The organism is Microbacterium sp. GbtcB4 (genome assembly GCF_019091465.1).
GTDB classification, from domain to species: Bacteria; Actinomycetota; Actinomycetes; order Actinomycetales; family Microbacteriaceae; genus Microbacterium; species Microbacterium paraoxydans.
In genome coordinates this window covers 701738-722936 of sequence record NZ_JAGXJJ010000001.1, presented here as the reverse complement: position 1 = coordinate 722936, position 21199 = coordinate 701738, and the positions used below count along the sequence as shown (strand labels likewise).

Here is a 21199-nt window from a genome sequence, read left to right as displayed (position 1 = left end):
TGCCATCATGGGCTCGTGCCGAACAGTGTCGTGACAGCCATCCATCAGCGCCTCTCCGCGCTCACCCCCACGGAACGCCGCATCGCCGAACGCGTGCTCGCCGAACCGCAGGCGGTCCTGGAGAACTCCATCACCCGCCTCGCCGAGGAGTGCGGAGTGTCGGTCGCCAGCGTCGCGCGCTTCACCCGCAGCCTGGGGTTCCCCGGGTACCCCGACCTGCGGATCGCCCTGGCCGGAGAGCTCACGCGGAGCGCGTCCGAGCGCGAGCGCTTCCAGGTGTCCGCGGGCGATGTGAGCCGTCACGACGACGCCGCGACCACGGTGCGCAAGATCGCCTTCGCGGAGGCCGAGGCCATCGAGCGCACCGCCCGCCAGCTCGACATCGCCGAGCTGGAGCGGTGCGTCGCCGCGGTCCGCGGCGCGCGTCGCATCGACATCTACGGCGCGGCCTCCAGCGGACTCGCCGCGCAGGACCTCGAGCAGAAGCTCCATCGCGCCGGCCTCGTCGCCCAGGCGCGGACCGACCACCACCTCGCTCTCACCGGCGCCGCGCTCCTGGACGATCGGGACGCCGCGATCGCCATCTCGCACTCCGGCCGCACCCTGGAGATCGTGCAGGCGGCCGAGGTGGCCGCCGCCGCCGGCGCCACCACCATCGCCATCACCAACAACCCGCGCTCGCCGCTCGCCCGCGCGTGCGCGCACACCCTCGTCACGGCGGTGTCGGAGTCGACCTTCCGCTCCGGCGCGATGGCCAGCCGCATCGCCCAGCTCGCCGTCCTCGACTTCCTCTACACGCGCATCGCCCAGGCCGACTACGACCGGATCTCCGCGAACCTCCAGCGCACGCACGACGCCGTCACCGCTCACAGAATCGATTGATCATGCAGCTCGGAATCGACCGCCTCCTCCACGACGACCTGACGCAGCCGCAGCGGGACCGCCTCCGGGGCGCCCGCCTCGGGATGGTCACGAGCGACCTGGCCCTCACCTCGACCCTCGCCCGTGGACGCGCCGGCCTCGCCGACGCCGGCTTCCCGCTCACGCTCCTCTTCGGCCCCGAGCACGGCCTGGACGGCCGGGCCAGGGAGGGAAAGCTGATCGGGGATCTGCGCGACACGCTGACCGGGCTCCCGGTGCGCAGCCTCTACGGCGCGGACGTGCGTCCCGCGGCCGCCGACCTCGCCGACCTCGACGTCGTGCTCGTCGACCTTCCCGACGTGGGTGCGCGTTTCTACACGTACATCTGGACGATGAGCCATGTGCTCGAGGCGTGCGCCGACGCGGGCGTCGCCGTGATGGTGCTCGACCGCCCGAATCCGCTCGGCGGACGCCTGGAGCAGGCCGAGGGGCCGATGCTCGACGAGGCGGCGAACTCGCTCGTCGGACGGTGGACGATGCCCGTCCGCCATGGTCTGACGATCGGCGAGCTCGCGCGGCACTGGGTGCGCACGCGCGGGATCGACGTGGAGCTCCACGTCGTCGAGGTGCAGGGATGGACGCGCGATCAGACCGCCCTCGGCCGGCAGGAGCTGACCTGGATGCCGCCCTCGCCGAACCTTCCCAGCGCCGCGACCACCCTCCTGTACCCCGGCACGTGTCTGGCCGAGGGCGTGAACGTCTCCGAGGGGCGCAGCACGGCCGTGCCCTTCCGCGTCGTCGGCGCCCCGTTCATCGACGCCGAGGAGTACACGACCGCGTTCGTCGAGCTCGCCCTTCCCGGCGTCACCGCCTCCCCCTACGGCTTCACCCCCCTGGTGCGGGATCACGCGGGCGAGGCCTGCCAGGGGCTCCTCCTGCACGTGACAGACCCGGCCGCCTTCCAGCCGGTGCACACCGGAGTCCGCCTGCTGTCCCTGCTCGCCACCCTCTACCCCGAGGCCCTGGCCGAGCGGGCGCTGGTGCCGATGCCCGGGGAGTCCGACTGGTCCCCTCTGGAGAAGCTGTTCGGGGTGGAGGGCGCCTTCCGCCGGATCACGGCGGGCGAGTGGGACGAACCGGAGTCGCTCGCGGTGCCGGACTGGCCGGGGCTCGTCGACGCCGACCTCCTCTACCGCTGACCGGCTGCCGCGCGGACGTCAAGGGGATGGCGGGGCGCGCGGCCGCCGCGCAGGATGGCCGGTATGACGGACGACGGCCCCGCGCAGACCGCGGACGGACACCACATCGTCGTGAACGGCCGTCGGTGGCGCGCCACCGATCCGTCGATCCCCGAGAACCTGCGGCAGGAGCTCGTCGACGAGCTCATGGCCGCACGGCGCGCGGTCAAGGCGGCGGAGCCCGACGCCCGCCGTCGCGTGCAGGATGCGAAGACCGCCCTCGGCGAGCGGGGTGCCCCGTGGTGGGAGGAGCCCTCCGCGGCGCAGGCCGAGGAGCGGATCGCTGCGACGATGCGCGCCCTCACCCGGAAACGCGCGGACTCGTCGATCTGCCCGAGCGACGTCGCCCGCGCGGTCGGCGGCGCGGAGTGGCGCGACCGGATGCCCGACGTGCGCCGCGTCGCCGCGGACCTGGCGTCCCGCGAGGTGGTCGTGGTCACGCAGAAGGGCGAGCAGGTGAGCATCACCGAGGCCCGCGGACCCGTCCGCATCCGCCGCGGCCCCGCCCTCTGAGCGCCTCGGTCGCCCGACACCGACGGCGCGCCGTCACCGGGCGTTCACCGTCCGCGGCCAGACTTCGACCATGACCTCACCCGATCCCGCGGCGGGCGCCCCCGAGCCCGTGGCGACAGCGAACAGCGGCGCCGTGGCCGTCGTCGGCCTCGATCTGCGCGGAGACACCCCCGCGCCTCGGAAGCAGGTGTACTCCTGGGCGCTGTGGGATTGGGCGACGCAGCCGTTCAACACCGTCATCCTCACGTTCGTCTTCACCGCGCTGTACCTCGTCAGCGCCTCGTTCCTGCCGCCGGAGATCGCTGCCCTCGACCCGAGCGACCCGGTCCGCGTCGCCGCCGAGGCCGACCTCGCCTCCGGTCTCGGACTGGGTTCCACGATCGCCGCCCTGGGCATCCTGCTGCTCGCCCCCGTCCTCGGTCAGCGCGCCGACGCCGCCGGACGACAGAAGCTCTGGCTGGGCATCGGCACCGGCGCTCTCATCCTCTGCATGCTCGGACTGTGGTTCGTGGAGCCGCAGCCGGCCCTGTTCTGGCTCGGCGTCGCGCTGATCTCCGCCGGTTCCGTGTTCGGCGAGATCGCCGCGGTGAATTCCAACGCCATGCTCATCGGGATCGCGAACCCGAAGAACGTCGGCCGCATCTCCGGACTCGGCTGGGGCTTCGGCTACCTCGGGGGCATCATCGCCCTCGTCATCGTCGTCCTGCTCGACACCTTCGACTGGTTCGGCATGTCCACCGACAACGGCCTCGCGTACCGGCTCATCGCCGTGGGGTGCGCGGTCTGGGCGATCGTCTTCAGCATCCCGATCTTCCTCAACGTGCCGGAGCCGTCGCTCGGTCGGCCGGAGCGCAAGGTGCGGTTCTTCCGCTCCTACGTCCTCCTCGTGCAGGACGTGATCGGCCTCTACCGCGACCCGCAGACCCGATCGACGTTCTGGTACCTGCTCGCCAGTGCCGTGTTCCGCGACGGCCTCGGCGGGGTCTTCGCGTTCGGCGCCATCATCGGCACCGCGGTGTTCCGGTTCGGCACCCAGGACATCATCGTCTTCGGCATCGCCGCGAACCTCGTCGCCGGCGTCTCGACCATCATCGCGGGCCGCCTCGACGACCGCCTCGGCCCCAAGCGGATCATCCTCGGCTCGATCGGATCGATGATCGTCGCCGGCCTCGCCGTGTTCCTGCTGCGGGATGCGGGGTCGCTCGTGTTCTGGATCGGCGGCCTCGTGCTCTGCGCCTTCGTCGGTCCGGCTCAGGCGGCGGCGCGCTCCTTCCTCGCCCGCGTCACCCCGGTCGGCCGGGAGGGCGAGATCTTCGGTCTCTACGCCACGACAGGCAGGGCCGCGAGCTGGATGGCCTCGGCCGCCTGGACCGTGCTCATCGTCGCGACGAGCCAGACCGCCTACGGGATCCTCGGCATCGTCATCGTCCTCATCATCGGGTTCCTCCTCCTGCTCCCGGTGAAGGCGCCGCGCTGAACCCGCTCCGGGCGCCGGACGGATCGGGCGGGAGTAGCCTGACCCGGTGACCGTCGTCCTCGCCTTCCTCGCCAACATCCTCGTCGCGATCGCGAAGACGGTCGCCGCCGTCATCACCTCGTCCGCGTCGATGGTGGCCGAGGCCGCGCACTCCTGGGCGGACGCGGGGAACGAGGTCTTCCTGCTCATCGCCGACCGCCGGGGCGCGAAGACCAAGGACGCCCGGCATCCGCTCGGCTACGGCCGCAACGCGTTCGTCTGGTCTCTCATCGCGGCGTTCGGCATCTTCACCGCCGGCTCGATCGTGTCGATCATGCACGGCATTCAGGAGCTGTCCGACACCGGCCCCGTGGAGAGCCCGGTCGTCGCCTACATCGTGCTCGGCATCGCCTTCGTCCTGGAGGGGGCGTCGTTCACGCAGGCGATGGTCCGCTCCCGTCGGCTGGCCCGGGAGCGCGGATCCTCCACGTGGGACTTCGTGCTCGAGACGAGCGACACCACGCTCCGGGCGGTGTTCTTCGAGGACTCCGCCGCCCTCATCGGGCTCGTGCTGGCGGGCGGATCGATCCTCCTGCATCAGCTCACCGGTGTCGCCGCGTGGGATGCGATCGGGTCGATCCTCGTCGGGATCCTGCTGGGCGTCGTCGCCGTGATCCTGATCGGACGGAACATCGCGTTCCTCGTCGGCACGTCGGTGTCCCCTGCGCTGCGCTCCCGGGTCGGCACGGCCCTCCTCGAGATGCACGACATCGAGCGGGTCACCTACCTGCACATCGAGTACGTCGGGCCGAACCGGCTGTTCCTCGTCGCCGAGGTCGACCTCGCGGGCGATGCGCGCGAGCACGACGTGGCCCGGCGGCTGCGGGAGGTGGAGCGGCGGATCGAGGCGCACGACGCGGTGGAGACCGTCGTGCTGTCCCTCTCGGTGGACGACGAGCCCTCGCTCGACTTCGCCCGCGTGTGAGGCCGGTCAGGCGCGCCAGTTGTCGGCGAGCTTGGTGAGCAGTCGCGCGAGCTCCGTGCGCTCCTCCACGGTGAACGACTCGAGCGCGCGGCCGAGCAGCTCGCGGCGTTCGCCCCGCATCCCGCGGGCCAGTCGCCGACCCTCGTCGGTCAGCGCGATGCGGGTGCGGCGGGCGTCGTCCGGGTCGGCCTCGCGCCGCACGAATCCGGCCTGCACACCCTGCTGCACGAGCCGGGACGCCCGCGGCTGATCCACGCCGATCGCCTGCCCGAGCGCACTCACGCTGAGGGGTTCCGGCGCGGCGGCAAGGGCTTCGAGCATGCGGAGACGGGCCGGTCCGCCGAGGCGACCGCCGTCGACCATCCAGGGCGGCATCCCCGGGTGGCCGCGGTGGTGGGCGAAGTGCTCGCGCGGGTCGCCGTGGGGCCCGTGCCCGTGCGCACCGCGTGGCCCGCCGTGCTCGCGGCCGCCGGGTCCGGGTCGGCGTCCGCGCAGCCGGGAGAGCGCCTGCGCGATCGCTTCGGCGGCGTCGGGGGACGCGGGGTCGATCGGATCGGTGGCCATGTCCCGATTTTACATGCAGTTTGACATGCGTTTGCTTTCCATGTCACACTGCATGTACATGCACAGTGACATTGATATGTCGGATGACATCCGTCATCGGTGCACCACAGACACGAAGGATCACCATGAACACCACTGCAGACAGCACTTCTGACAACACCTCCCGCCCGTTCGGTTTCTGGCTCAAGGCCGTCGACCGTCTGATGGCACACGACTTCGCCACCGCTTTCGCCGCGGAGGGCGCGACCCGCCGCGACTGGCGGCTGCTGAAGGTCGTCGACGGGACGGTCCCCGCGCGCCGCCCGCTGCACCCGCACAAGCTGCACGACCTCGTCGACCGCGGCTGGGTCGAAGCGGACGGCGACGGATGGGCGCTGACCGACGAGGGCCGCGCGGCGAAGGAGCGTCTCGGCGCCGCCGTCGACGGCATCCGCGCGAAGGTCGCCGGCGCGGTCTCCTACGAGGAGATGGCGACGACCCTCGCGGCGCTCGAGAAGATCGCCCGCGCCTTCGGGTGGGACGAGGAGACACCTCTCCCCCGGAAGCGGCGCCCCGGGTTCGGCTTCGGCCCCCGGCACGGCTTCGGACGCGGGCACGGCTTCGGTCCCGGACACGGCTTCGGTCCCGGACACGGCTTCGACCGCGGACACGGCTTCGGACCCGGACACGGCTTCGGGCACGAACACGGCTTCGACCGCGGACACGGCTTCGACCGTCACAACGGAGACGAGGAAGGCGGATACCGCGGGCGCGGTCACCACGACGGCCACCCCCACCGCGACCACGGTCACGCACACCGCGGCCACGGGCACGGCCACCGCGCGCAGCGGATGGCGGAGCGCGCATTCGAGCGTGGCTTCGACGCCGGATTCCGCCACGGCCACGCCGCCTGATCGTCCCCTCGAGCGCCTCGCCCGAATCCCGGGTGAGGCGCTTTGCTCTTCGCGAAACCCGAGCCGGGATCACTTCCGCACCTCCCGAGCGCCCCCGCGGCACATTCCCGATCCGCCACCCGCACCCCAGCCCGACCCGAGGTGAGGTCGGGGCGAAGCGTCCCGAGTCGAGGCAGGATCAGAGTCGCGCCTCCCCAGCCGTTCCAAGGCACGTTCTCGATCCCCCACCGCGGCGACGCGCACACCACTCTCCGAACGGGATCAGAATCGCCCCTCCTGAGCGCCCCAGCGGCACGTTCTCGATCCCGCACGGTCATCCAGGCGGGGGGCGGCGCCCGGTGGGAACACAAGCGCCCGAGGTAGCAGGCGACGGGAAGGCGGGTGCGCGGATCAAGCACGACCCTTCCATCGCGCAGGATCGAAAACGACCCTTCCGACGGACCCCGCGGCCCCTCTTTCATCCCGCACACAAGAAGGCCAGGGACCGACCGCCGGGCGGGATCAGGAACGGGCCTTCGAAGCGGGATTGCGGTGCGTTTCTGAGCTCGCAGGCGAACGCGGCCGCGAGGCCGGGACGCGGCACGGAGCTAGAGGGCGAGGAGGGCGAGGGCGGTGTCGGGAGCGCCCGCGTCACGGAGGCGTGAGCGCATCGCGGCCGCCGCGAGGGCATACGGCCGGTCGCTCCGCAGGAGGAGCGACCGCGCGTTGGCCTGCTCATTGAGGGCGACGAGCTCGAACGCCAGCACCTCGACGTCGGCCGCGCCGACCTCTCCCTCCGCGGCAGCGAACCGCAGCTGGGCCTCGATGTATCCGTACCAGTCGACGAGGGCTGCCCGCACGGCATCGCTCACGGGACCGGGCTTGGAGTCGACGTCCGCTGCGGTCGCCGCGAAGAAGCAGCCGCCGGTGAAGACGCGGTCCTTCGAGTAGACCAAGGCGTTGTGGAGGAGCGCGGCCAGGCGGTGCGCTCCCCTCGGCTGGACGCGGGCGGGCTCGATGATCCGCTCGACGAAGATGTCCCGAGCGGCGGCGACCGTCGCGAGCTGCAGGCCCTCTTTGCTCTGGAACAGCGTGGCGATGCTGCTCTTGCTCGACCCCGAGGCGGTGGCGAGGCGTCCGATCGTCACGCCGTCCAGACCCTCGACGGAGGCGAGGTCGGTCGCACTCTCCAGCACGATGCGGCGGGAGGCGTCGCCGCGCGCCCGCCGGCCGTCCTGCATCACGGCATCCATCATGCCCCTAGTATACGAACGATCGTTCGCCTAGTATACGGATGATCGTTCGTATAGTTCGGTGAAGGAGCCTCCATGCCGTCCGCGTCCCCTCTCCTCGTCCGCGCCCTCCCGACTGTGGGACGCCTCTCCCCTCGCCTCGCCGGCGATCTCGCCTACCGACTGTTCTTCTCCACCCGCCCACGGATGGCCGTGCGTGCCGCCGACGCCGCCACCCACGACGACGCCCGCCGCGGGAGCCTCCTCGCGCGCGGCATCCCCGTCACGACCTACACGTGGGGCACGGGTCCGCGCACCGTGCTGCTCCTGCACGGCTGGCGGGGCCGCGCCTCGCAGTTCGCCCCGCTCGTGCGGGAGCTCGTCGCCGAGGGGTTCCGCGTCGTCGCCTTCGATGCCCCGGCGCATGGCTCCTCCGGCGGGCGGCACACCGATATCCGCGACTGGGTCGACGCCGCGGAGCAGCTGGACCGCACCCACGGCCCCTTCTCCGCTCTCATCGGACACTCCTTCGGCGGGCTCGCGGCGCTGACCGTCGCCCGGTCGTCCGGCTCGGTGCCCGCCGTCGCCGTCGTCGCCGGGGCCGCCGCGCCCGAGGCCTTCCTCGCCCAGTTCGTCCGTGACCTCCGGCTCGACGCCGCCACCGCGGACCGACTCCGCACCCGCTTCCACCGCCGCCTCCGGCTCGATCCCGCAAGCGCCGCCGAACAGTACGACGCGGCCGCCCATCCACTCCCCGCCGGCACCGCGCTGCTCATCGTGCACGACCGGGGCGACCGCCGGATGCCCGATCACGACGCCCTCCGGCTGCACGCCGCCCATCCCGGCCACTCCCGTCTCGTCCGTACGGTGGGTCTCGGTCACACGAGAGTGCTGTCGGCCGATCCGACCCTTGATGCCGTGGTCGCGCTCGTGACCGGGGGTCTCGAGGCCGTGGATGCGCTCGGCACCGCGTCGGGACGAGCCGCCATCGATGCCGCACCGGCCGACCCGTCCGCGGCCCTTCGGAGCCCTACACCCGGGTCGACAGGAAGCCCGCGCTCGGGTCGGCGGCCGCGAACGGCAGTCCGACAGTGGTGATCAGCACGACGAGCGTCACCACGGCCGCCGCGAGCAGGAGGAAGAGCACGACGAACACGACCACCGCAAGCATCCGGTAGCTGCCGGTGTCGGCGACCTCCGGGGCGATCGATCGCTGCGCCCAGTCGTCCGCAGCCGCCGCGGGCTGCTCGCCCTGGAGGATCGCGGGCGTCGGACGGGATCGCTCCGAGCGACGGGTCGGTGCCGGAAGCGCATCGCCTGCGGCGTCCGGTGCCGTCAGCAGCCCCTCCGGGATCGGCGTCTCCGGCGGCGGAGGCGGGATCACGGCGTCGGCCGGCGGGATCACCGCGTCGGCGGGAGCGATCTCCAGCCCCGGATCCTCCGGCAGTGCCGCCCCACCGGGCAGCGCGGACTCGTCGGAACCCGTCCCGCTCGCGTCGCTCATGTCAGCCTCCGACGGCTCCGATGTCGGTCACTCCCACGTCGGTGCGGTGGAAGTTCTGGAACGAACGGGACGCCGTCGGGCCCCGCTGACCCTGGTAGCGGTTGCCGTAGGGGCCGGAGCCGTACGGGTTCTCCGCCGGCGAGGTGAGCCGGAAGAAGCAGAGCTGGCCGATCTTCATGCCGGGCCACAGCTTGATCGGCAGCGTCGCCACGTTCGCGAGCTCCAGCGTCACATGCCCGGAGAAGCCCGGGTCGATGAAGCCGGCGGTCGAGTGGGTGATGAGCCCGAGGCGACCGAGCGACGATTTCCCCTCCAGCCGCGCGGCGATGTCGTCCGGCAGGGTGACCTGCTCGAACGTGGCCCCCAGCGCGAACTCGCCGGGGTGGAGGATGAAGGGCTCGTCCGGGTCGACCTCGATCAGCCGCGTGAGCTCGGGCTGGTCGACCGAGGGATCGATGAACGGGTACTTGTGATTGTCGAAGAGGCGGAAGTAGCGGTCCAGTCGCACGTCGATGCTCGACGGCTGGATCATCTCCGGCGCATGCGGTTCCAGGCCGACGCGGCCGGAGGCGAGTTCTGCTCTGATGTCGCGATCGCTGAGAAGCACGGCACAAGCCTAGTCATGAGCACCCCGCGCTTTGGCCATCCGGCCCTCGACAGGTAGGCTTGCTCCACCTGCTCTCGGGCGGGTGCGGGGCTGTAGTTCAATGGTAGAACTTCTGCTTCCCAAGCAGACAGCGCGGGTTCGATTCCCGTCAGCCCCTCCACTTCTCTGATCCTCGCCTCGATGCGACCGGTTCGGCGTGCCCGACCCCGCCCGACCGGGATCCATCGAAAGAGGGAGACTTCCCTCCATCGTCTTGACGATGTCGCCGCACGACGCTCCTGGTGGAGTGACAGGTATGGCAGATTCTCGCGCTCTTCGGCGCTTTCCCGAGTGGATGACCTCCCGTGGCGGCGCTTGGATCACACTCGGCGCGGTCCTCCTGATCATGACGACTCTCTTCGGCCTGTTCGGGTCGGCGAAGGCACCCGCCGCCAACGAGCAGGCCCCCGCGGGGTCGGAGTCGGCGCGCACGAGCGCCCTGTTGGCGGAGTTCCCGAACGCGGATCGGCAGTCCGTGATCGTGGTCGCGTCGCGCGACGACGGCGCGACGCTCTCGGCACCGGACGTCGACGCCCTCGAAAGTCTCCTCCCGGTGCTCGGCACGCACGCGGACGCGGATCCGACCGGGCCTCTCGTGAGCGAGGACGAGAAGGCCGCGGTTCTGGTGACGCCGATCGCGGTCGGCCAGACGAGCACCGACACCGCCGCGGTGATCGCGGCGCTCCGCGCCGACATCGACGAGCACGCACCGGACGGGATGACCCTGCTCGTGACCGGCGGACCGGCCTTCGGCGCCGATATCGCCGCCTCCTTCGAAGGCGCCGACTTCACTCTGCTCCTCGTGACCGTCCTGATCGTCGCCGTGCTCCTCATCGTCACGTACCGGTCACCGGTGCTGTGGCTGCTGCCGCTCGCCGCCGTCGGCCTGGCCGACGGACTCGCCGGACGATTGACCGCGGCTGCCGGTTCCGCCTGGGACCTGCAGTTCGACGCCGGGATCATCAGCGTCCTCGTCTTCGGCGCCGGGACCAACTACGCCCTGCTCCTGATCTCGAGATATCGGGAGGAACTTACCACCACGACGGACCACCGCCGCGCGCTCAGCACGGCCTGGCGCGGGACCGCTCCGGCGATCCTCGCCTCGAACCTCACGGTCGTCCTCGCCCTCCTGACACTCGCCCTGGCGGTGATCCCCGGCACGCACGGACTCGGCGTCTCGTCCGCCATCGGGCTGCTGGTCGCCCTCGCATCCGTCCTCTTCCTGCTGCCTCCCCTGCTGGCGGTATGCGGACGGAAGGTGTTCTGGCCGTTCGTCCCTCGTCCCGGAGCTGCCGCACGGCGCGGCGGGGTGTGGCGGTCGATCGCGACGCGCGTCGTGAGCCGGCCGGTCGTGAGCCTCCTCGGGGGCGCGGCTCTGCTGGCCGTGATGACGGTCGGCCTCGTCGGGACGACCGTCGGGCTCGACCAGGTCGACAAGTTCCGGGTCCCGTCCGAGTCCGCGACGGGTCTCGAGGTGCTCTCGAACCACTTCCCGGCAGGAGAGGCGCAGCCGATCCTCATCGTCACGGACAGCGGCGAAGCCGACGCCGTCCTCACCGCGGCGCGTGGAGTGGAGGGCATCGTCCGCGCCACTCCGGTCGGGACCACGCACGATGAGAGGCTCACGAAGATCCTGGTGACCAGCGAGTATGCGCCCAGCACCGACGAGAGCCTGGCTCAGATCACGGAGCTTCGGGACGCCGTGCACGATGTGCCGGGGGCGGGGGCGGTCGTCGGCGGCGCGGTGGCGACGGATCTCGACGCCCGCGCCGGGAACCTCGCGGACCTCGGCGTCGTGGTGCCGCTGGTGCTGGCGGTGAGCTTCCTGGTACTGGCGTTCCTGCTGCGGTCTCTGGTCGCGCCGCTGCTGCTGCTCGCCGTCAACGTGGCGAGCGCCGTGGCCGCCATCGGTGCCGGGGCCTGGCTCAGTCGCGTGCTGTTCGGGCAGCACGCGCTCGATCTCCCGGTACCGCTGCTGGCTTTCCTGTTCCTGGTCGCCCTCGGCATCGACTACACGATCTTCCTCGTCCACCGCGCCCGGACCGAGGCGGCGCTGCGGGGCACTCGGGACGGCATGGTGGAAGCGGTCGCCCACACCGGCGGGGTCATCACGAGCGCCGGGATCGTCCTCGCCGCCGTGTTCGCGGCCCTCGGCGTCCTGCCACTGGTCACCCTCGGGCAGCTCGGGCTGATCGTCGGGGTCGGAGTGATCGTCGACACCCTGGTGGTCAGGACCGTGATCGTCCCTGCGCTGTTCGCTCTCGTCGGCGACCGCATCTGGTGGCCGGGGCGACCGGCCTCCCGGCGCGTCGCTGACGCCGGCTGATTCATCGGGGCCGCTGTGCGTCGCTCACGCCACCGGACGGTACCGCTGCGCGACGGCGCCGGAGCGGAACTCCCGCCGCTCCACGAGTTCGAGCCGGAGACGTTCGTGCACGCCGTCGAGCAGCCGGGGACCATGCCCGGCGACGACCGGATGGACGACGAACAGGTACTCGTCGATCAACCCGAGGTCGGCGAGCGCCGCGGGCAGCGCCACTCCGCCGACCGACAGGCCCTCCCCCGGCTGATCCTTCAGCCCCCGGACCCTCTCCGAGAGATCGCCGCGCACGAGGTCCGCGTTCCAGTCGACGGCATCGAGCGTCGCCGACACCACGTGCTTCGGCAGGCGATCGATGGTCTCGGCGAAGGGCGTCGCCCACTCCTCCATCCAGTCCGGCCAGACCCCGGATTCCGGACGCCGCCACGCGGCCCGCATCATGTCGTACGTCACCCGACCGTAGAGCAGGGCGTCGGCGCGCTGCAGCTCCGCGGTCCAGAAGCGCATCGACTCCTCGTCGGGCGGGAGTCCCGCTTCGTGATGGCAGCAGCCGTCGAGCGTCACGTTGATCGCGTAACGCAGCGGTCTCATCGGAGCTCTCCGACCGGAATCGGCACCGTCAGCACGTTGCCGGGTGGCGCCAGCGGGCACGCCCACGCCGGGTCGTAGGCGCAGGACGGGTTGTACGCGAAGTTGAAGTCGAGCACGAGCGTGCCGCGGCGCGGGTCGGCCCCGAGGTCGGCACCCTTGATCGTGTCGATGAGGTACCGCCCGCCGCCGTATGTCCCCCCGCTCTGCCCGGCGGAGGCATCGCGCACCGGCACGAACAGGCCGCCGCCGTACGAGGCGAGCCGCCACACGTCGAGAGACCCGACGTCAGGGATCTCCACGACGCCGACGCGCTCGAACGGCACGATGCCGTCCGTCCCCGTGGCGAACTCGAAGGTGGCCGGCTCCGCGTCGAGGATCGGGAGCTCGAACCGCCAGGCGGGGTCGTACGAGGCGATCGGGAGTCCCTCGAACGGTGCCCTGTCCTCCGGAAGGAGGGGCGTGGCCGGGTGCCGCAGCACCAGCTCGTCGCGCTCGATCCGCCACAGCTCGTGCGCCTCCTCCGGGGAGTCGGCCCGTCGCACCGCTTCGTACAGGGCGAACACCCGCCGTCGCCAGTCGACGACCTCGACGGCCGTCTGCGCATTCGTCATGCGCCCACGGTACGCCGGACGACGGACGCCTGGAATGCCCTCAGTCCCGGTCGATCATGTCCGCGTAGCCGTCTTCGTACGTCGGATAGTCGAGCCCGCCGAGGACCGCACGCGCAAGCGAGCCGTCGTAGACGAAGCCGCTCGGCGCACCGCCGTCGTCCTGCGGCACGGGCAGGCCGAGACGGTCGGCGAGGAAGGTCACGACGTCTCCCAGCGGAGCGGGCGCCTGGTCGACGGCGTGCACGAGCGCCGGGGGCTCCGGCATCCGTAGCAGCAGGTCGAGAATGCGGACGAGATCGGTCTCGTGGATCCGGTTCGTGCGGCGGCGATGCGTGACGGGAGCCCCCTCCCTGACCTTCCGGAGGAGGAACTCGCGCCCGGGACCGTAGATGCCCGCGGGGCGCACGACCACCGCGTCGAAGAGCTCGACGGCCGCCTTCTCTCCGTCCCGCAGACCGCGGCCCCGCTCGGTGGTGGGCGCCGGCTCGACCCGCTCGGTCACGGGCTCGGAGTTCCCGGCGCCGTCGAACACCCCGGTGGACGAGACGAAGACCGTCCGCGTCGGCGGGGCCGGCAATGCCGCCGCGAGGTGCGAGAGCGCCGTGCGATAGGACGACACGTCGGGCCCGGGTGGCAGCGTCACCACGACGGCGTCGACCTCGGGCAGCGGCGCGGTGAGCGGAACGGTCAGATCGGCCGCGAGCGCCGTCACCCCGTCCGGCACGGGTCCGTCCGTGCGGCGGAGCGCCAGGACCTCACCGCCGTCCGCGAGGAGCAGCGGAGCGAGCCGGGTGCCGAGCTTCCCGAAGCCGACCAGGAGGGTGCGGCGCGGCGGAGGCGGAGTGGTCATCCCTCCCACCCTCGCACATCGCCGCCGGGCGACGGACGTAGGCTTGATCGGTGACGGAATCGCAGGGACGGGTGTGGACGGGGGTCCTCCGCGTCGGCCCGCACCGCGGGGATCACCGGGTCGCCCTGCGCGCCGCGGTCAGTGTCGCCGTCCCGCTCCTCGTGCTGTGGGCCGCCGGCCGGCTCGACCTCAGCATCTATGCGAGCTTCGGTGCCTTCGCCGCGCTCTACGGTCGGCACGACGTCTTCCGCGACCGGATCCGCATGCAGGCGAGTGCCGGCGGCGTGCTGCTCGGCGCGATGCTGGTCGGCACGGCCCTGTCGGTCCTCGCTGCACCCGCCGTGCTGAGCATCGTCGTCGTCGCCCTCGTCGCCGCGGCCGTGACGCTGCTGGCCTACGTCCTGCAGTGGCACCCGCCCGGTCCGCTGTTCACGGTCTTCGCGACCGGGGCGTGCGCGACGATCCCCGCCACCGGCGCCTCCTTCGGCGCGGTCCTGCTCGTCGGCGGGGCGAGCGTGCTCTTCGGCCTCGCCCTCACCGCCCTGGTCGCCGTCGTCACCCGGACCACGGCGGAGGCGGCGCCGAAGGCGCGCCCGTCCGTCGGGCCGGTCGCCGCCGAGATGGCCGCCTCGGTCGCCGCCGCGATCGTCGGAGCGGGCGTCGTCGGCCTGCTCCTCGGCGGCACCCACTGGTACTGGGCGGCGGTCGGCGCGGTGGCGGCGGTCAGCGGCGCGCAGCTCAACGCCCGCGTGATCCGCGGCATCCAGCGCCTCGTCGGCACGCTGCTCGGCGTGCTGGTCGCCGCCGGGATCCTCGCCCTCGACATGCCGCCACTCGCCGTGATCGCCGTCGTGGTGGTCCTGCAGGGGACGGCCGAACTGTTCATCGGCCGCAACTACGGCATCGCGATGGTGTTCGTCACCCCGCTCGCGCTCCTGATGGTGCACCTGGCCGCGCCGACTCCGGTCGCCGACCTGCTGACCGACCGCGTGCTGGAGACGATCATCGGCGTGGTCGTCGGAACGGTGGTGGCTGTCACGTCCGCGGCGCTGCGCCGACGGAGCCGACGCCGCTGACGAGACGACGAAGCGCCGCACCCCGTTGAGCGATGCGGCGCTCCGAGGCGAGGCTTCTACTCGGCGTCCGCGGCGATCTTCCGCGCATCGTCGGTGTTGAGCACCCGGAACAGCAAAGCGGCGATGACGGCACCGACCGCGGGAGCCACGATGTACAGCCAGAGCGAGCCCCACGCGAAGTGCCCGCTGACCGAGAGGCCGAGGGCCACCGCCGGGTTGAATCCGCCGCCCGAGATGGAGCCGACCGTCGCCGCACCGACGAAGACGGTCGCACCGATCGCGAGCCCGTAGAACGAGTTGCCCGCCGTGTCCTTCGAGGTGGCGGAGTTCAGCACGACCCAGACGAGGATCAGGGTGAACAGCGCCTCGACGAGGAACGCCGGACCGACCTCGATGACCATCGCCTTCTCCCCCGCCGGCCACACGGCGAGGGCCACGAGAGCGGCGAGCGCCCCGCCGGCGAACTGCGCGACGAGGTAGGAGACGAAGTCGGCGACGCTGAGCCCGCCGCGCAGGAACACGCCCAGCGAGACCGCCGGGTTGAGGTGGGCGCCCGAGATGTGGCCCGTGGAGTACACGAGCACCATCAGTGTGAAGCCGATCGCGAGCGGGGTGAGCGGGCTTCCGCTGTTCACCGCCGCGATGATCGCGAGGACGAAGAGGAACGTGGCGACCGCTTCCGCGAGCGCCTTGCGAGGTGTACCGATCATGATGATGTCCTTCTGTGGGATCGCAGGCGGCCCCCCGTCTCCCCGGAACGGCCCGGGCGACGACCCGCCTTGCGGCACCGAGGATAGCGCGCGGTCGGCTCTCGCTGGCTCATTGGCGGCGGAACTGTCAAGCCCGTCGCCCGCCGGAGTTCCGGCCCCTACCGTGCAAGGATGACCGTCCAGACCGAGCCGCGCGCCGAGACCCCCACCCGGCTGCGCCGCGCCATCACCGGCCCCCTGCTGTTCGCGTTCATCCTCGGCGACGTCCTCGGCGCCGGGATCTACGCGCTGATGGGCGTGCTGTCGGAGGACGTGGGCGGCCTCCTCTGGGCGCCCCTCGTCCTCGCGCTCCTCCTCGCCATGCTCACCGCAGGGTCGTATGCCGAGCTCGTCACCAAGTACCCGCGCGCGGGCGGGGCCGCCGTGTTCGCCGAGCGGGCGTTCCGCAGCCCGCTGGTGTCCTTCCTCGTCGGCTTCAGCATGCTCGCGGCCGGCGTGACGAGCGCGGCCGGGTTGGCCATCGCCTTCGCCGGCGACTACCTCAGCACCTTCATCGACCTGCCGACCATCCCGGTCGCGATCGTCTTCCTCGCGATCGTCGGCCTGCTCAACGCCCGCGGCATCCGCGAGTCGATGGGCGCGAACCTCGTGATGACGGCGATCGAGCTCAGCGGCCTCGTCATCGTGATCGTCGTCGTCGCGGTGTTCGTCGGCGGCGGGGGCGGCGACCTGTCCCGGGCGACGCAGGTGCCGGAGGGGGCCAACGTCGCCCTGGCGGTGCTCTCCGGCGCGGTGATCGCGTACTACTCGTTCGTCGGCTTCGAGACCTCAGCCAACATGATCGAAGAGGTCAAGAACCCGCGGCGGACCTACCCGCGCGCATTGTTCGGCGCGCTCCTCACCGCCGGTGTCGTGTACGTGCTCGTCGGCATCGCCAGCGCCGTCGCCCTGCCGGCATCCGAGCTGCAGGAGTCCAGCGGTCCGCTGCTCGCGGTCGTCGAGGCCACCGGGGTCAGCGTCCCGTCCTGGCTGTTCAGCCTCATCGCGCTCATCGCCGTCGCCAACGGAGCCCTGCTGACGATGATCATGGTCAGCCGCCTCACCTACGGCATGGCCGAGCAGAACCTCCTGCCGTCGGTGCTCGGGCGCGTGCTGCCGAAGCGGAAGACCCCGTGGGTGGCGATCCTCACCACGACGCTCGTGGCGATGGGCCTCACGCTGGTCGGAGACCTCGCGACCCTCGCCGAGACCGTCGTGCTGCTGCTGCTCGTCGTGTTCCTCAGCGTCAACATCTCGGTGCTGGTCCTGCGCCGCGACAAGGTCGAGCACGACCACTTCCGCGTGTGGACGTTCGTCCCGGTGCTCGGCATCGCGTCGTGCATCCTGCTGCTCACCCAGCAGCGCCCGCAGGTGTGGCTGTTCGGCGCCATCCTGCTCGCCGTCGGCGGCGTGCTCTACGCTGTCGCCCGGTGGACCCGCAACCGCTCGAAGACCGCCGACACGAAGGAGAGCCATGAGCACGCCTGACGACACCGCCGACGAGACGTTCGAGGAGAACCGTCACGACCAGCTGACCTCGGCGCCCGATGCCACGGAGGCCGACGCCGCGCCGCGCGTGGACGTCTCGGAGCACGACGGCAACACGCGCATCGACATCCGGGACGACGCCGAGGTGCGTCCGGGGCCCGGGCCCGGCATGCCCGAGGCCGACGGCGAGGACTGACCGTCGCCGTCGGGCGCTACAGCCAGCCCTTGCGCTTGAAGGCCGCGTACAGCCCGACCCCCATCGCGACCATGAGCAGCACCGCCATCGGGTACCCGAACGCCCAGTGGAGCTCGGGCATGTGGTCGAAGTTCATGCCGTAGACCGTGCCGACCAGTGTCGGGGCGAACAGGATCGCCGCCCAGCCGGAGATCTTCTTCACCTCGTCGTTCTGGCGGATGCTCAGCTCCGTCATCCGGCGCATCTCGTCGTTCTGCCGCCGCGCGACGATGGTCGACTCGACCGTGAGGGCGTTGTCGAGCACGGAGCGGAAGGTGGCCGCCTTGTCGCTCACGCGCAGCGTGTGGTCGAGGACATCCCGCAGGTACCGCTGGAGCTCCTCGCTCACGCGGTACTTCTCGGATCCGCGCAGCAATGCCTCCAGCATGCCGGCCAGCGGCTGGGTCGCCCGTTGGAAGTCGATCACCTCGCGGCCGAGGTCGTAGATTCGCTGGGTCGCGTCGGCGTCCTCCTCGAAGAGCTGGCCCTCGATCTCGTCGATGTCGTTCTCGAGGCCGGCCAGGACCGGAGAGTACTCGTCGACCACCTCGTCGAGGATCGCGTAGAGCACCGCCTCGGGGCCATGGGCGAGCAGAGCGGGATCGGCCTCGAGCCGGCGACGCACGCGGCCGAGGTCGGGTGACTCCGCATGACGGATCGTCACGACGAAATCCGGACCGACCAGGACGTGCACTTCGCCGAACTCGACCTCCTCGCGCTCGTCGAGGTAGCGGGCGGGCCGGAGGACCATGAACAGGATGTCGCCGTACCGCTCCAGCTTGGCGCGCTGATGCCCGGAGAGTGCATCCTCGACAACAAGCTCATGGATGCCGAACTCGTCGGCCACGGCTCTGACCTCCTCGGCACTCGGCCGGTAGAGGCCGATCCACCCCATGCCCTGTCGCTCCCGGATCCGCTCGAACGTGTCGTTCAGGCTGTCGGGATCTTCGGCGCGCACGCCGCCGACGTAGACGGCGTTGTCCACGATCGCCATACGGCCCTCCTGCTCGTCCGGGCTCCGCTCAGCCGGCCGGAGGGACGCACACGAGCGCGGCGTCCGTGGTGGCCTTGTGATACTGCTCGGCCGTGTAGGGCAGACCGAACTCCGGGGCCGTCTCGCCGGATGCCGCGGGAGCCTTGGACGCGATCGCCGCCAGCTCCCAGGCGAGATGCTGGGCGAAGCGCGACCCACCGGTGGAGTCGTTCAGCACGACGGCCACGGTGAAACCGGTCGTCGGGTCCGAGTATGCCGCCGTCGCGTAGCCGGGCGTCCAGCCATGCTGACCGATCATCGAACCGACGATGTAGGCACCACCGGTCGCCTGGTACCACGACGGCGCCTTGTCGTAGGCGGGCAGCGGCGCCCCGAATCGATCCGGCTCGTCCTTGGTGCGCAGCACCTGCTTGGCCTCGGCCTGCATGTACCGGCCGAGGTCGGTGATCGTCGACACCGCTCCCGAGTCGGTGAACCCGGTGCTGGAGGACATCGTCGTGATGTCGACAGGCGCTGCGCAGTTGAAGCCGCCCTCGACCGCTCCCATGTAGTGCCCGCTGAGCGACGACGCCTCCGACGGCGGCGCCGCGGCGGGCGACGGCAGCGAGGTGTCGGCGAGCTCCAGCGGCTCGGTGACGTACTCGGCGATCAGCTCGCGCGCACTCATCCCCGAGGCGCGTTCCAACGCGAGGCCGAGGAGAAGGTACCCGGCGTCGGAGTCGCGGAACGTGGTCTGCGGAGCGATGCGCGAGCGGCCGAGACCGTAACCCGCGAGTTCGAGGGGCGCCCAGACCCGCTCCGGGGTGTTCAGCCACGCGCTCTTGACCGTCGCCTCGGAGGAGCCGGCGCCACTGGTGCCGTTGCACAGGTCGACCAGGGTGACGTCGGACATGTCGGCGACACCAGAGACGTACTCCGGCACCGTCGCGTCGAGCTCGACGGTGCCCTCATCCGCGAGCGCGTAGAGGACGTCGCAGGTCATCAGTCGCGTGATGTCCGCGATGCGGAAGGACATGTCGGTCGAGAGCTCGCCACCCTCCGCCTTGTCCTGCGTGCCCGTGGCGGCGACCCAGGTGCCGCTCCACGGCACCCAGACCCCGACGATCGCCCCGCTGGCCCCGGAGGCCGCGAGCGCGTTGTCGACCGCGCCCTGCAGCGCCGTGACCGTGTCGTCGGGAAGCGTGGCGTCGACCTGCGCGGGCGGCGTATAGCTGAAGGAGCCCTCGGAGGAGCATCCGGTGAGGACGAGACCGAGAACGGCCGCCGTGGCCGCTGCGGCGCGCCACCGGCGCGACGAGAGAAGCTGCATGTGTGGGAACCCCCGAAGACGTGTCTCCTGAGTCTAGAACGCGGATGCTGAAAGTCGGCCCCGCGCGGCATCGTAGGGTGTCCCTGTGCCCCATGATTTCGATGCCGATGTGATCACCGCCGTCCTCCACCACATGAACGGCGACCACACCGACGACAACCTCCTCATCGCGCGCGCCTTCGCCGAACCGTCCGCGGAGGCGATCGACGCGTCCGTGATGACCGGCTTCGACGGAGAGGTCGGGGTCTGGGAGATCTCCCGTGGCGGGATGACGTCAGAGCTCCGTGTCCCGTGGCCCGGCGGCTCGATCACCGAGCGCCGCGAAGTGCGCCGCGAGGTCGTGGCGCTGTACGACGCGGCCTGCGAGCGTCTGGGCGTCGAACCGCGGCCGCACGACTGAGTCGCCCTGCGGAGCTCGGACTTCCATCGAAGGTTAGGCTGCCCTTACACTGAAGCCATGCCCGAGATCCTGTCCTTCTCCGCCGCCCTCCGCGAGCGCTCCTCCGGTTCGCATTCCCGCAGCGAGACGGCGGGCTTCATGTCCGATCTCCTCAAGGGCGAGGGGTCGCGCGAGGACTACATCGCGCTGGTCGCGCAGCACTATTTCATCTACGACGCGCTCGAGGGCGCCGGCGAGCGCATGCGCCAGGACCCGGTGGCTTCCGTGTTCCTCAGCGACAAGCTCACGCGCCTCCCCGCGCTCGAGGCCGACCTCGCCTTCCTCCTCGGGCCCGAGTGGCGCGAGCGGATCGCCCCGCTGCCCACCACACAGCGCTATGTCGACCGCATCCGTCAGGTCGGCGCGACCTGGGCGGGTGGCTTCGTGGCGCACCACTACACGCGTTACCTCGGCGACCTCTCCGGCGGCATCTTCATCGGTCGGGTGATGGCGCGGCGCTTCGGCTTCGAGACGAACGGCATCGGCTTCTACCTGTTCGACGACATCGCCGACCCCTCCGCCTTCAAGGACGTCTATCGCGAGCAGCTCGACGCCGCCCCGTGGGACGAGGCCGAACGCGAGCGCGTCATCGACGAGGTGCTCCTCGCGTACCGCTTCAACACCGAGCTGTTCGAAGACCTCGACCGCGCCCGCGCCGCCGCCTGA

Annotated in this window: 23 protein-coding genes and 1 tRNA gene; 14 read left to right on the top strand and 10 right to left on the bottom strand. The window is 71.3% G+C overall.

The genetic code is table 11. The features are described 5' to 3' along the window. Nucleotides 1–15: 15 nt before the first annotated feature. The 5 genes from KVS71_RS19945 to KVS71_RS03415 all read left to right on the top strand — a co-directional run bounded on the left by KVS71_RS19945 (nucleotide 16) and on the right by KVS71_RS03415 (nucleotide 5053). The gene (locus KVS71_RS19945; RefSeq protein ID WP_060921606.1) at nucleotides 16–882 is read left to right on the top strand and encodes a MurR/RpiR family transcriptional regulator; all 867 of its coding nucleotides are present in this window, start codon (nucleotides 16–18) and stop codon (nucleotides 880–882) included. A gap of 2 nt (nucleotides 883–884) precedes the next feature. Then, nucleotides 885–2060 (top strand): DUF1343 domain-containing protein, encoded by a 1176-nt coding sequence (locus KVS71_RS03430; RefSeq protein WP_217583801.1) that lies wholly within the window; start codon nucleotides 885–887, stop codon nucleotides 2058–2060. A gap of 63 nt (nucleotides 2061–2123) precedes the next feature. Continuing rightward, nucleotides 2124–2612 carry a DUF3253 domain-containing protein gene (locus tag KVS71_RS03425; protein WP_254635358.1) on the top strand — a complete coding sequence of 163 codons (489 nt, stop codon included), beginning with the start codon at nucleotides 2124–2126 and terminating at the stop codon, nucleotides 2610–2612. Between the two features lie 70 nt (nucleotides 2613–2682). Continuing rightward, entirely contained in the window at nucleotides 2683–4089 is a 1407-nt protein-coding gene (locus tag KVS71_RS03420) for an MFS transporter (RefSeq protein WP_217583797.1), read from the top strand. Between the two features lie 46 nt (nucleotides 4090–4135). After that, nucleotides 4136–5053, top strand: a complete 918-nt coding sequence (locus KVS71_RS03415; protein WP_217583795.1) for a cation diffusion facilitator family transporter — start codon at nucleotides 4136–4138, stop codon at nucleotides 5051–5053. 6 nt (nucleotides 5054–5059) lie between these two features. On the opposite strand, the gene KVS71_RS03410 is transcribed toward KVS71_RS03415, so the two are convergent. Beyond that, nucleotides 5060–5617 carry a MarR family winged helix-turn-helix transcriptional regulator gene (locus KVS71_RS03410; protein ID WP_254635357.1) on the bottom strand — a complete coding sequence of 186 codons (558 nt, stop codon included), beginning with the start codon at nucleotides 5615–5617 and terminating at the stop codon, nucleotides 5060–5062. A 125-nt stretch (nucleotides 5618–5742) separates the two neighbouring features. Between KVS71_RS03410 and KVS71_RS03405 the strand changes: the two genes are divergently transcribed. Next, a complete protein-coding gene (locus tag KVS71_RS03405; protein WP_217583793.1) occupies nucleotides 5743–6510 on the top strand; it encodes a hypothetical protein in 768 nt (255 codons plus the stop codon). A gap of 587 nt (nucleotides 6511–7097) precedes the next feature. Here the strand turns inward: KVS71_RS03405 and KVS71_RS03400 are convergent. Further along, nucleotides 7098–7745, bottom strand: a complete 648-nt coding sequence (locus tag KVS71_RS03400) for a TetR/AcrR family transcriptional regulator (protein WP_217583791.1) — start codon at nucleotides 7743–7745, stop codon at nucleotides 7098–7100. A gap of 72 nt (nucleotides 7746–7817) precedes the next feature. Here KVS71_RS03400 and KVS71_RS03395 point away from each other — a divergent pair, with 72 nt between their 5' ends. Next, nucleotides 7818–8819: an alpha/beta fold hydrolase gene (locus tag KVS71_RS03395; protein WP_217583789.1), complete on the top strand. Its 1002-nt coding sequence runs from the start codon at nucleotides 7818–7820 to the stop codon at nucleotides 8817–8819. On the opposite strand, the gene KVS71_RS03390 is transcribed toward KVS71_RS03395, so the two are convergent. After that, a complete protein-coding gene (locus tag KVS71_RS03390; protein ID WP_105950623.1) occupies nucleotides 8752–9225 on the bottom strand; it encodes a hypothetical protein in 474 nt (157 codons plus the stop codon). The two genes, KVS71_RS03395 and KVS71_RS03390, sit on opposite strands and share 68 nt — an antisense overlap. Before the next feature lies 1 nt (nucleotide 9226). Next, nucleotides 9227–9832, bottom strand: a complete 606-nt coding sequence (gene dcd, locus KVS71_RS03385; protein WP_025102697.1) for a dCTP deaminase — start codon at nucleotides 9830–9832, stop codon at nucleotides 9227–9229. Nucleotides 9833–9918: 86 nt separating this feature from the next. Between dcd and KVS71_RS03380 the strand changes: the two genes are divergently transcribed. Beyond that, nucleotides 9919–9992: transfer RNA gene (locus tag KVS71_RS03380), tRNA-Gly, on the top strand. 225 nt (nucleotides 9993–10217) lie between these two features. Further along, nucleotides 10218–12197 carry an MMPL family transporter gene (locus tag KVS71_RS03375; protein ID WP_234024171.1) on the top strand — a complete coding sequence of 660 codons (1980 nt, stop codon included), beginning with the start codon at nucleotides 10218–10220 and terminating at the stop codon, nucleotides 12195–12197. Between the two features lie 24 nt (nucleotides 12198–12221). On the opposite strand, the gene KVS71_RS03370 is transcribed toward KVS71_RS03375, so the two are convergent. Genes KVS71_RS03370 through KVS71_RS03360 form a run of 3 tightly spaced genes read right to left on the bottom strand, consistent with a single transcriptional unit; the run spans nucleotide 12222 to nucleotide 14243 of the window. Next, a complete protein-coding gene (locus tag KVS71_RS03370; RefSeq protein WP_217583787.1) occupies nucleotides 12222–12782 on the bottom strand; it encodes a dihydrofolate reductase family protein in 561 nt (186 codons plus the stop codon). After that, a complete protein-coding gene (locus KVS71_RS03365; RefSeq protein ID WP_144881761.1) occupies nucleotides 12779–13393 on the bottom strand; it encodes a DUF1684 domain-containing protein in 615 nt (204 codons plus the stop codon). Before KVS71_RS03365 ends, KVS71_RS03370 begins: the two co-directional genes overlap by 4 nt. 40 nt (nucleotides 13394–13433) lie before the next feature. Further along, nucleotides 13434–14243, bottom strand: a complete 810-nt coding sequence (locus KVS71_RS03360) for a sugar nucleotide-binding protein (protein ID WP_144881759.1) — start codon at nucleotides 14241–14243, stop codon at nucleotides 13434–13436. Nucleotides 14244–14293: 50 nt separating this feature from the next. On the opposite strand from KVS71_RS03360, the gene KVS71_RS03355 reads away from it, so the two are divergent. Further along, nucleotides 14294–15319: an FUSC family protein gene (locus KVS71_RS03355; RefSeq protein WP_217583785.1), complete on the top strand. Its 1026-nt coding sequence runs from the start codon at nucleotides 14294–14296 to the stop codon at nucleotides 15317–15319. Between the two features lie 56 nt (nucleotides 15320–15375). Here KVS71_RS03355 and KVS71_RS03350 read toward each other — a convergent pair whose 3' ends face one another. Beyond that, complete coding sequence (locus KVS71_RS03350) at nucleotides 15376–16029, bottom strand: MIP/aquaporin family protein (protein ID WP_144881757.1); 654 nt, start codon at nucleotides 16027–16029, stop codon at nucleotides 15376–15378. Between the two features lie 171 nt (nucleotides 16030–16200). Between KVS71_RS03350 and KVS71_RS03345 the strand changes: the two genes are divergently transcribed. Both KVS71_RS03345 and KVS71_RS03340 read left to right on the top strand, forming a co-directional pair. Next, a complete protein-coding gene (locus tag KVS71_RS03345; RefSeq protein WP_060922932.1) occupies nucleotides 16201–17556 on the top strand; it encodes an APC family permease in 1356 nt (451 codons plus the stop codon). Further along, a complete protein-coding gene (locus tag KVS71_RS03340) occupies nucleotides 17543–17752 on the top strand; it encodes a hypothetical protein (RefSeq protein ID WP_062637928.1) in 210 nt (69 codons plus the stop codon). The genes KVS71_RS03345 and KVS71_RS03340 overlap by 14 nt, the downstream gene beginning before the upstream one ends. A 16-nt stretch (nucleotides 17753–17768) precedes the next feature. On the opposite strand, the gene corA is transcribed toward KVS71_RS03340, so the two are convergent. Then, a complete protein-coding gene (gene corA, locus KVS71_RS03335; protein WP_144881756.1) occupies nucleotides 17769–18785 on the bottom strand; it encodes a magnesium/cobalt transporter CorA in 1017 nt (338 codons plus the stop codon). Between the two features lie 28 nt (nucleotides 18786–18813). Next, nucleotides 18814–20094 (bottom strand): serine hydrolase domain-containing protein, encoded by a 1281-nt coding sequence (locus KVS71_RS03330; RefSeq protein WP_217583783.1) that lies wholly within the window; start codon nucleotides 20092–20094, stop codon nucleotides 18814–18816. Nucleotides 20095–20179: 85 nt separating this feature from the next. Between KVS71_RS03330 and KVS71_RS03325 the strand changes: the two genes are divergently transcribed. Both KVS71_RS03325 and KVS71_RS03320 read left to right on the top strand, forming a co-directional pair. Beyond that, the gene (locus KVS71_RS03325; RefSeq protein WP_217583782.1) at nucleotides 20180–20494 is read left to right on the top strand and encodes a DUF2470 domain-containing protein; all 315 of its coding nucleotides are present in this window, start codon (nucleotides 20180–20182) and stop codon (nucleotides 20492–20494) included. A 57-nt stretch (nucleotides 20495–20551) separates the two neighbouring features. Next, the gene (locus KVS71_RS03320; protein ID WP_060922936.1) at nucleotides 20552–21199 is read left to right on the top strand and encodes a heme oxygenase (biliverdin-producing); all 648 of its coding nucleotides are present in this window, start codon (nucleotides 20552–20554) and stop codon (nucleotides 21197–21199) included.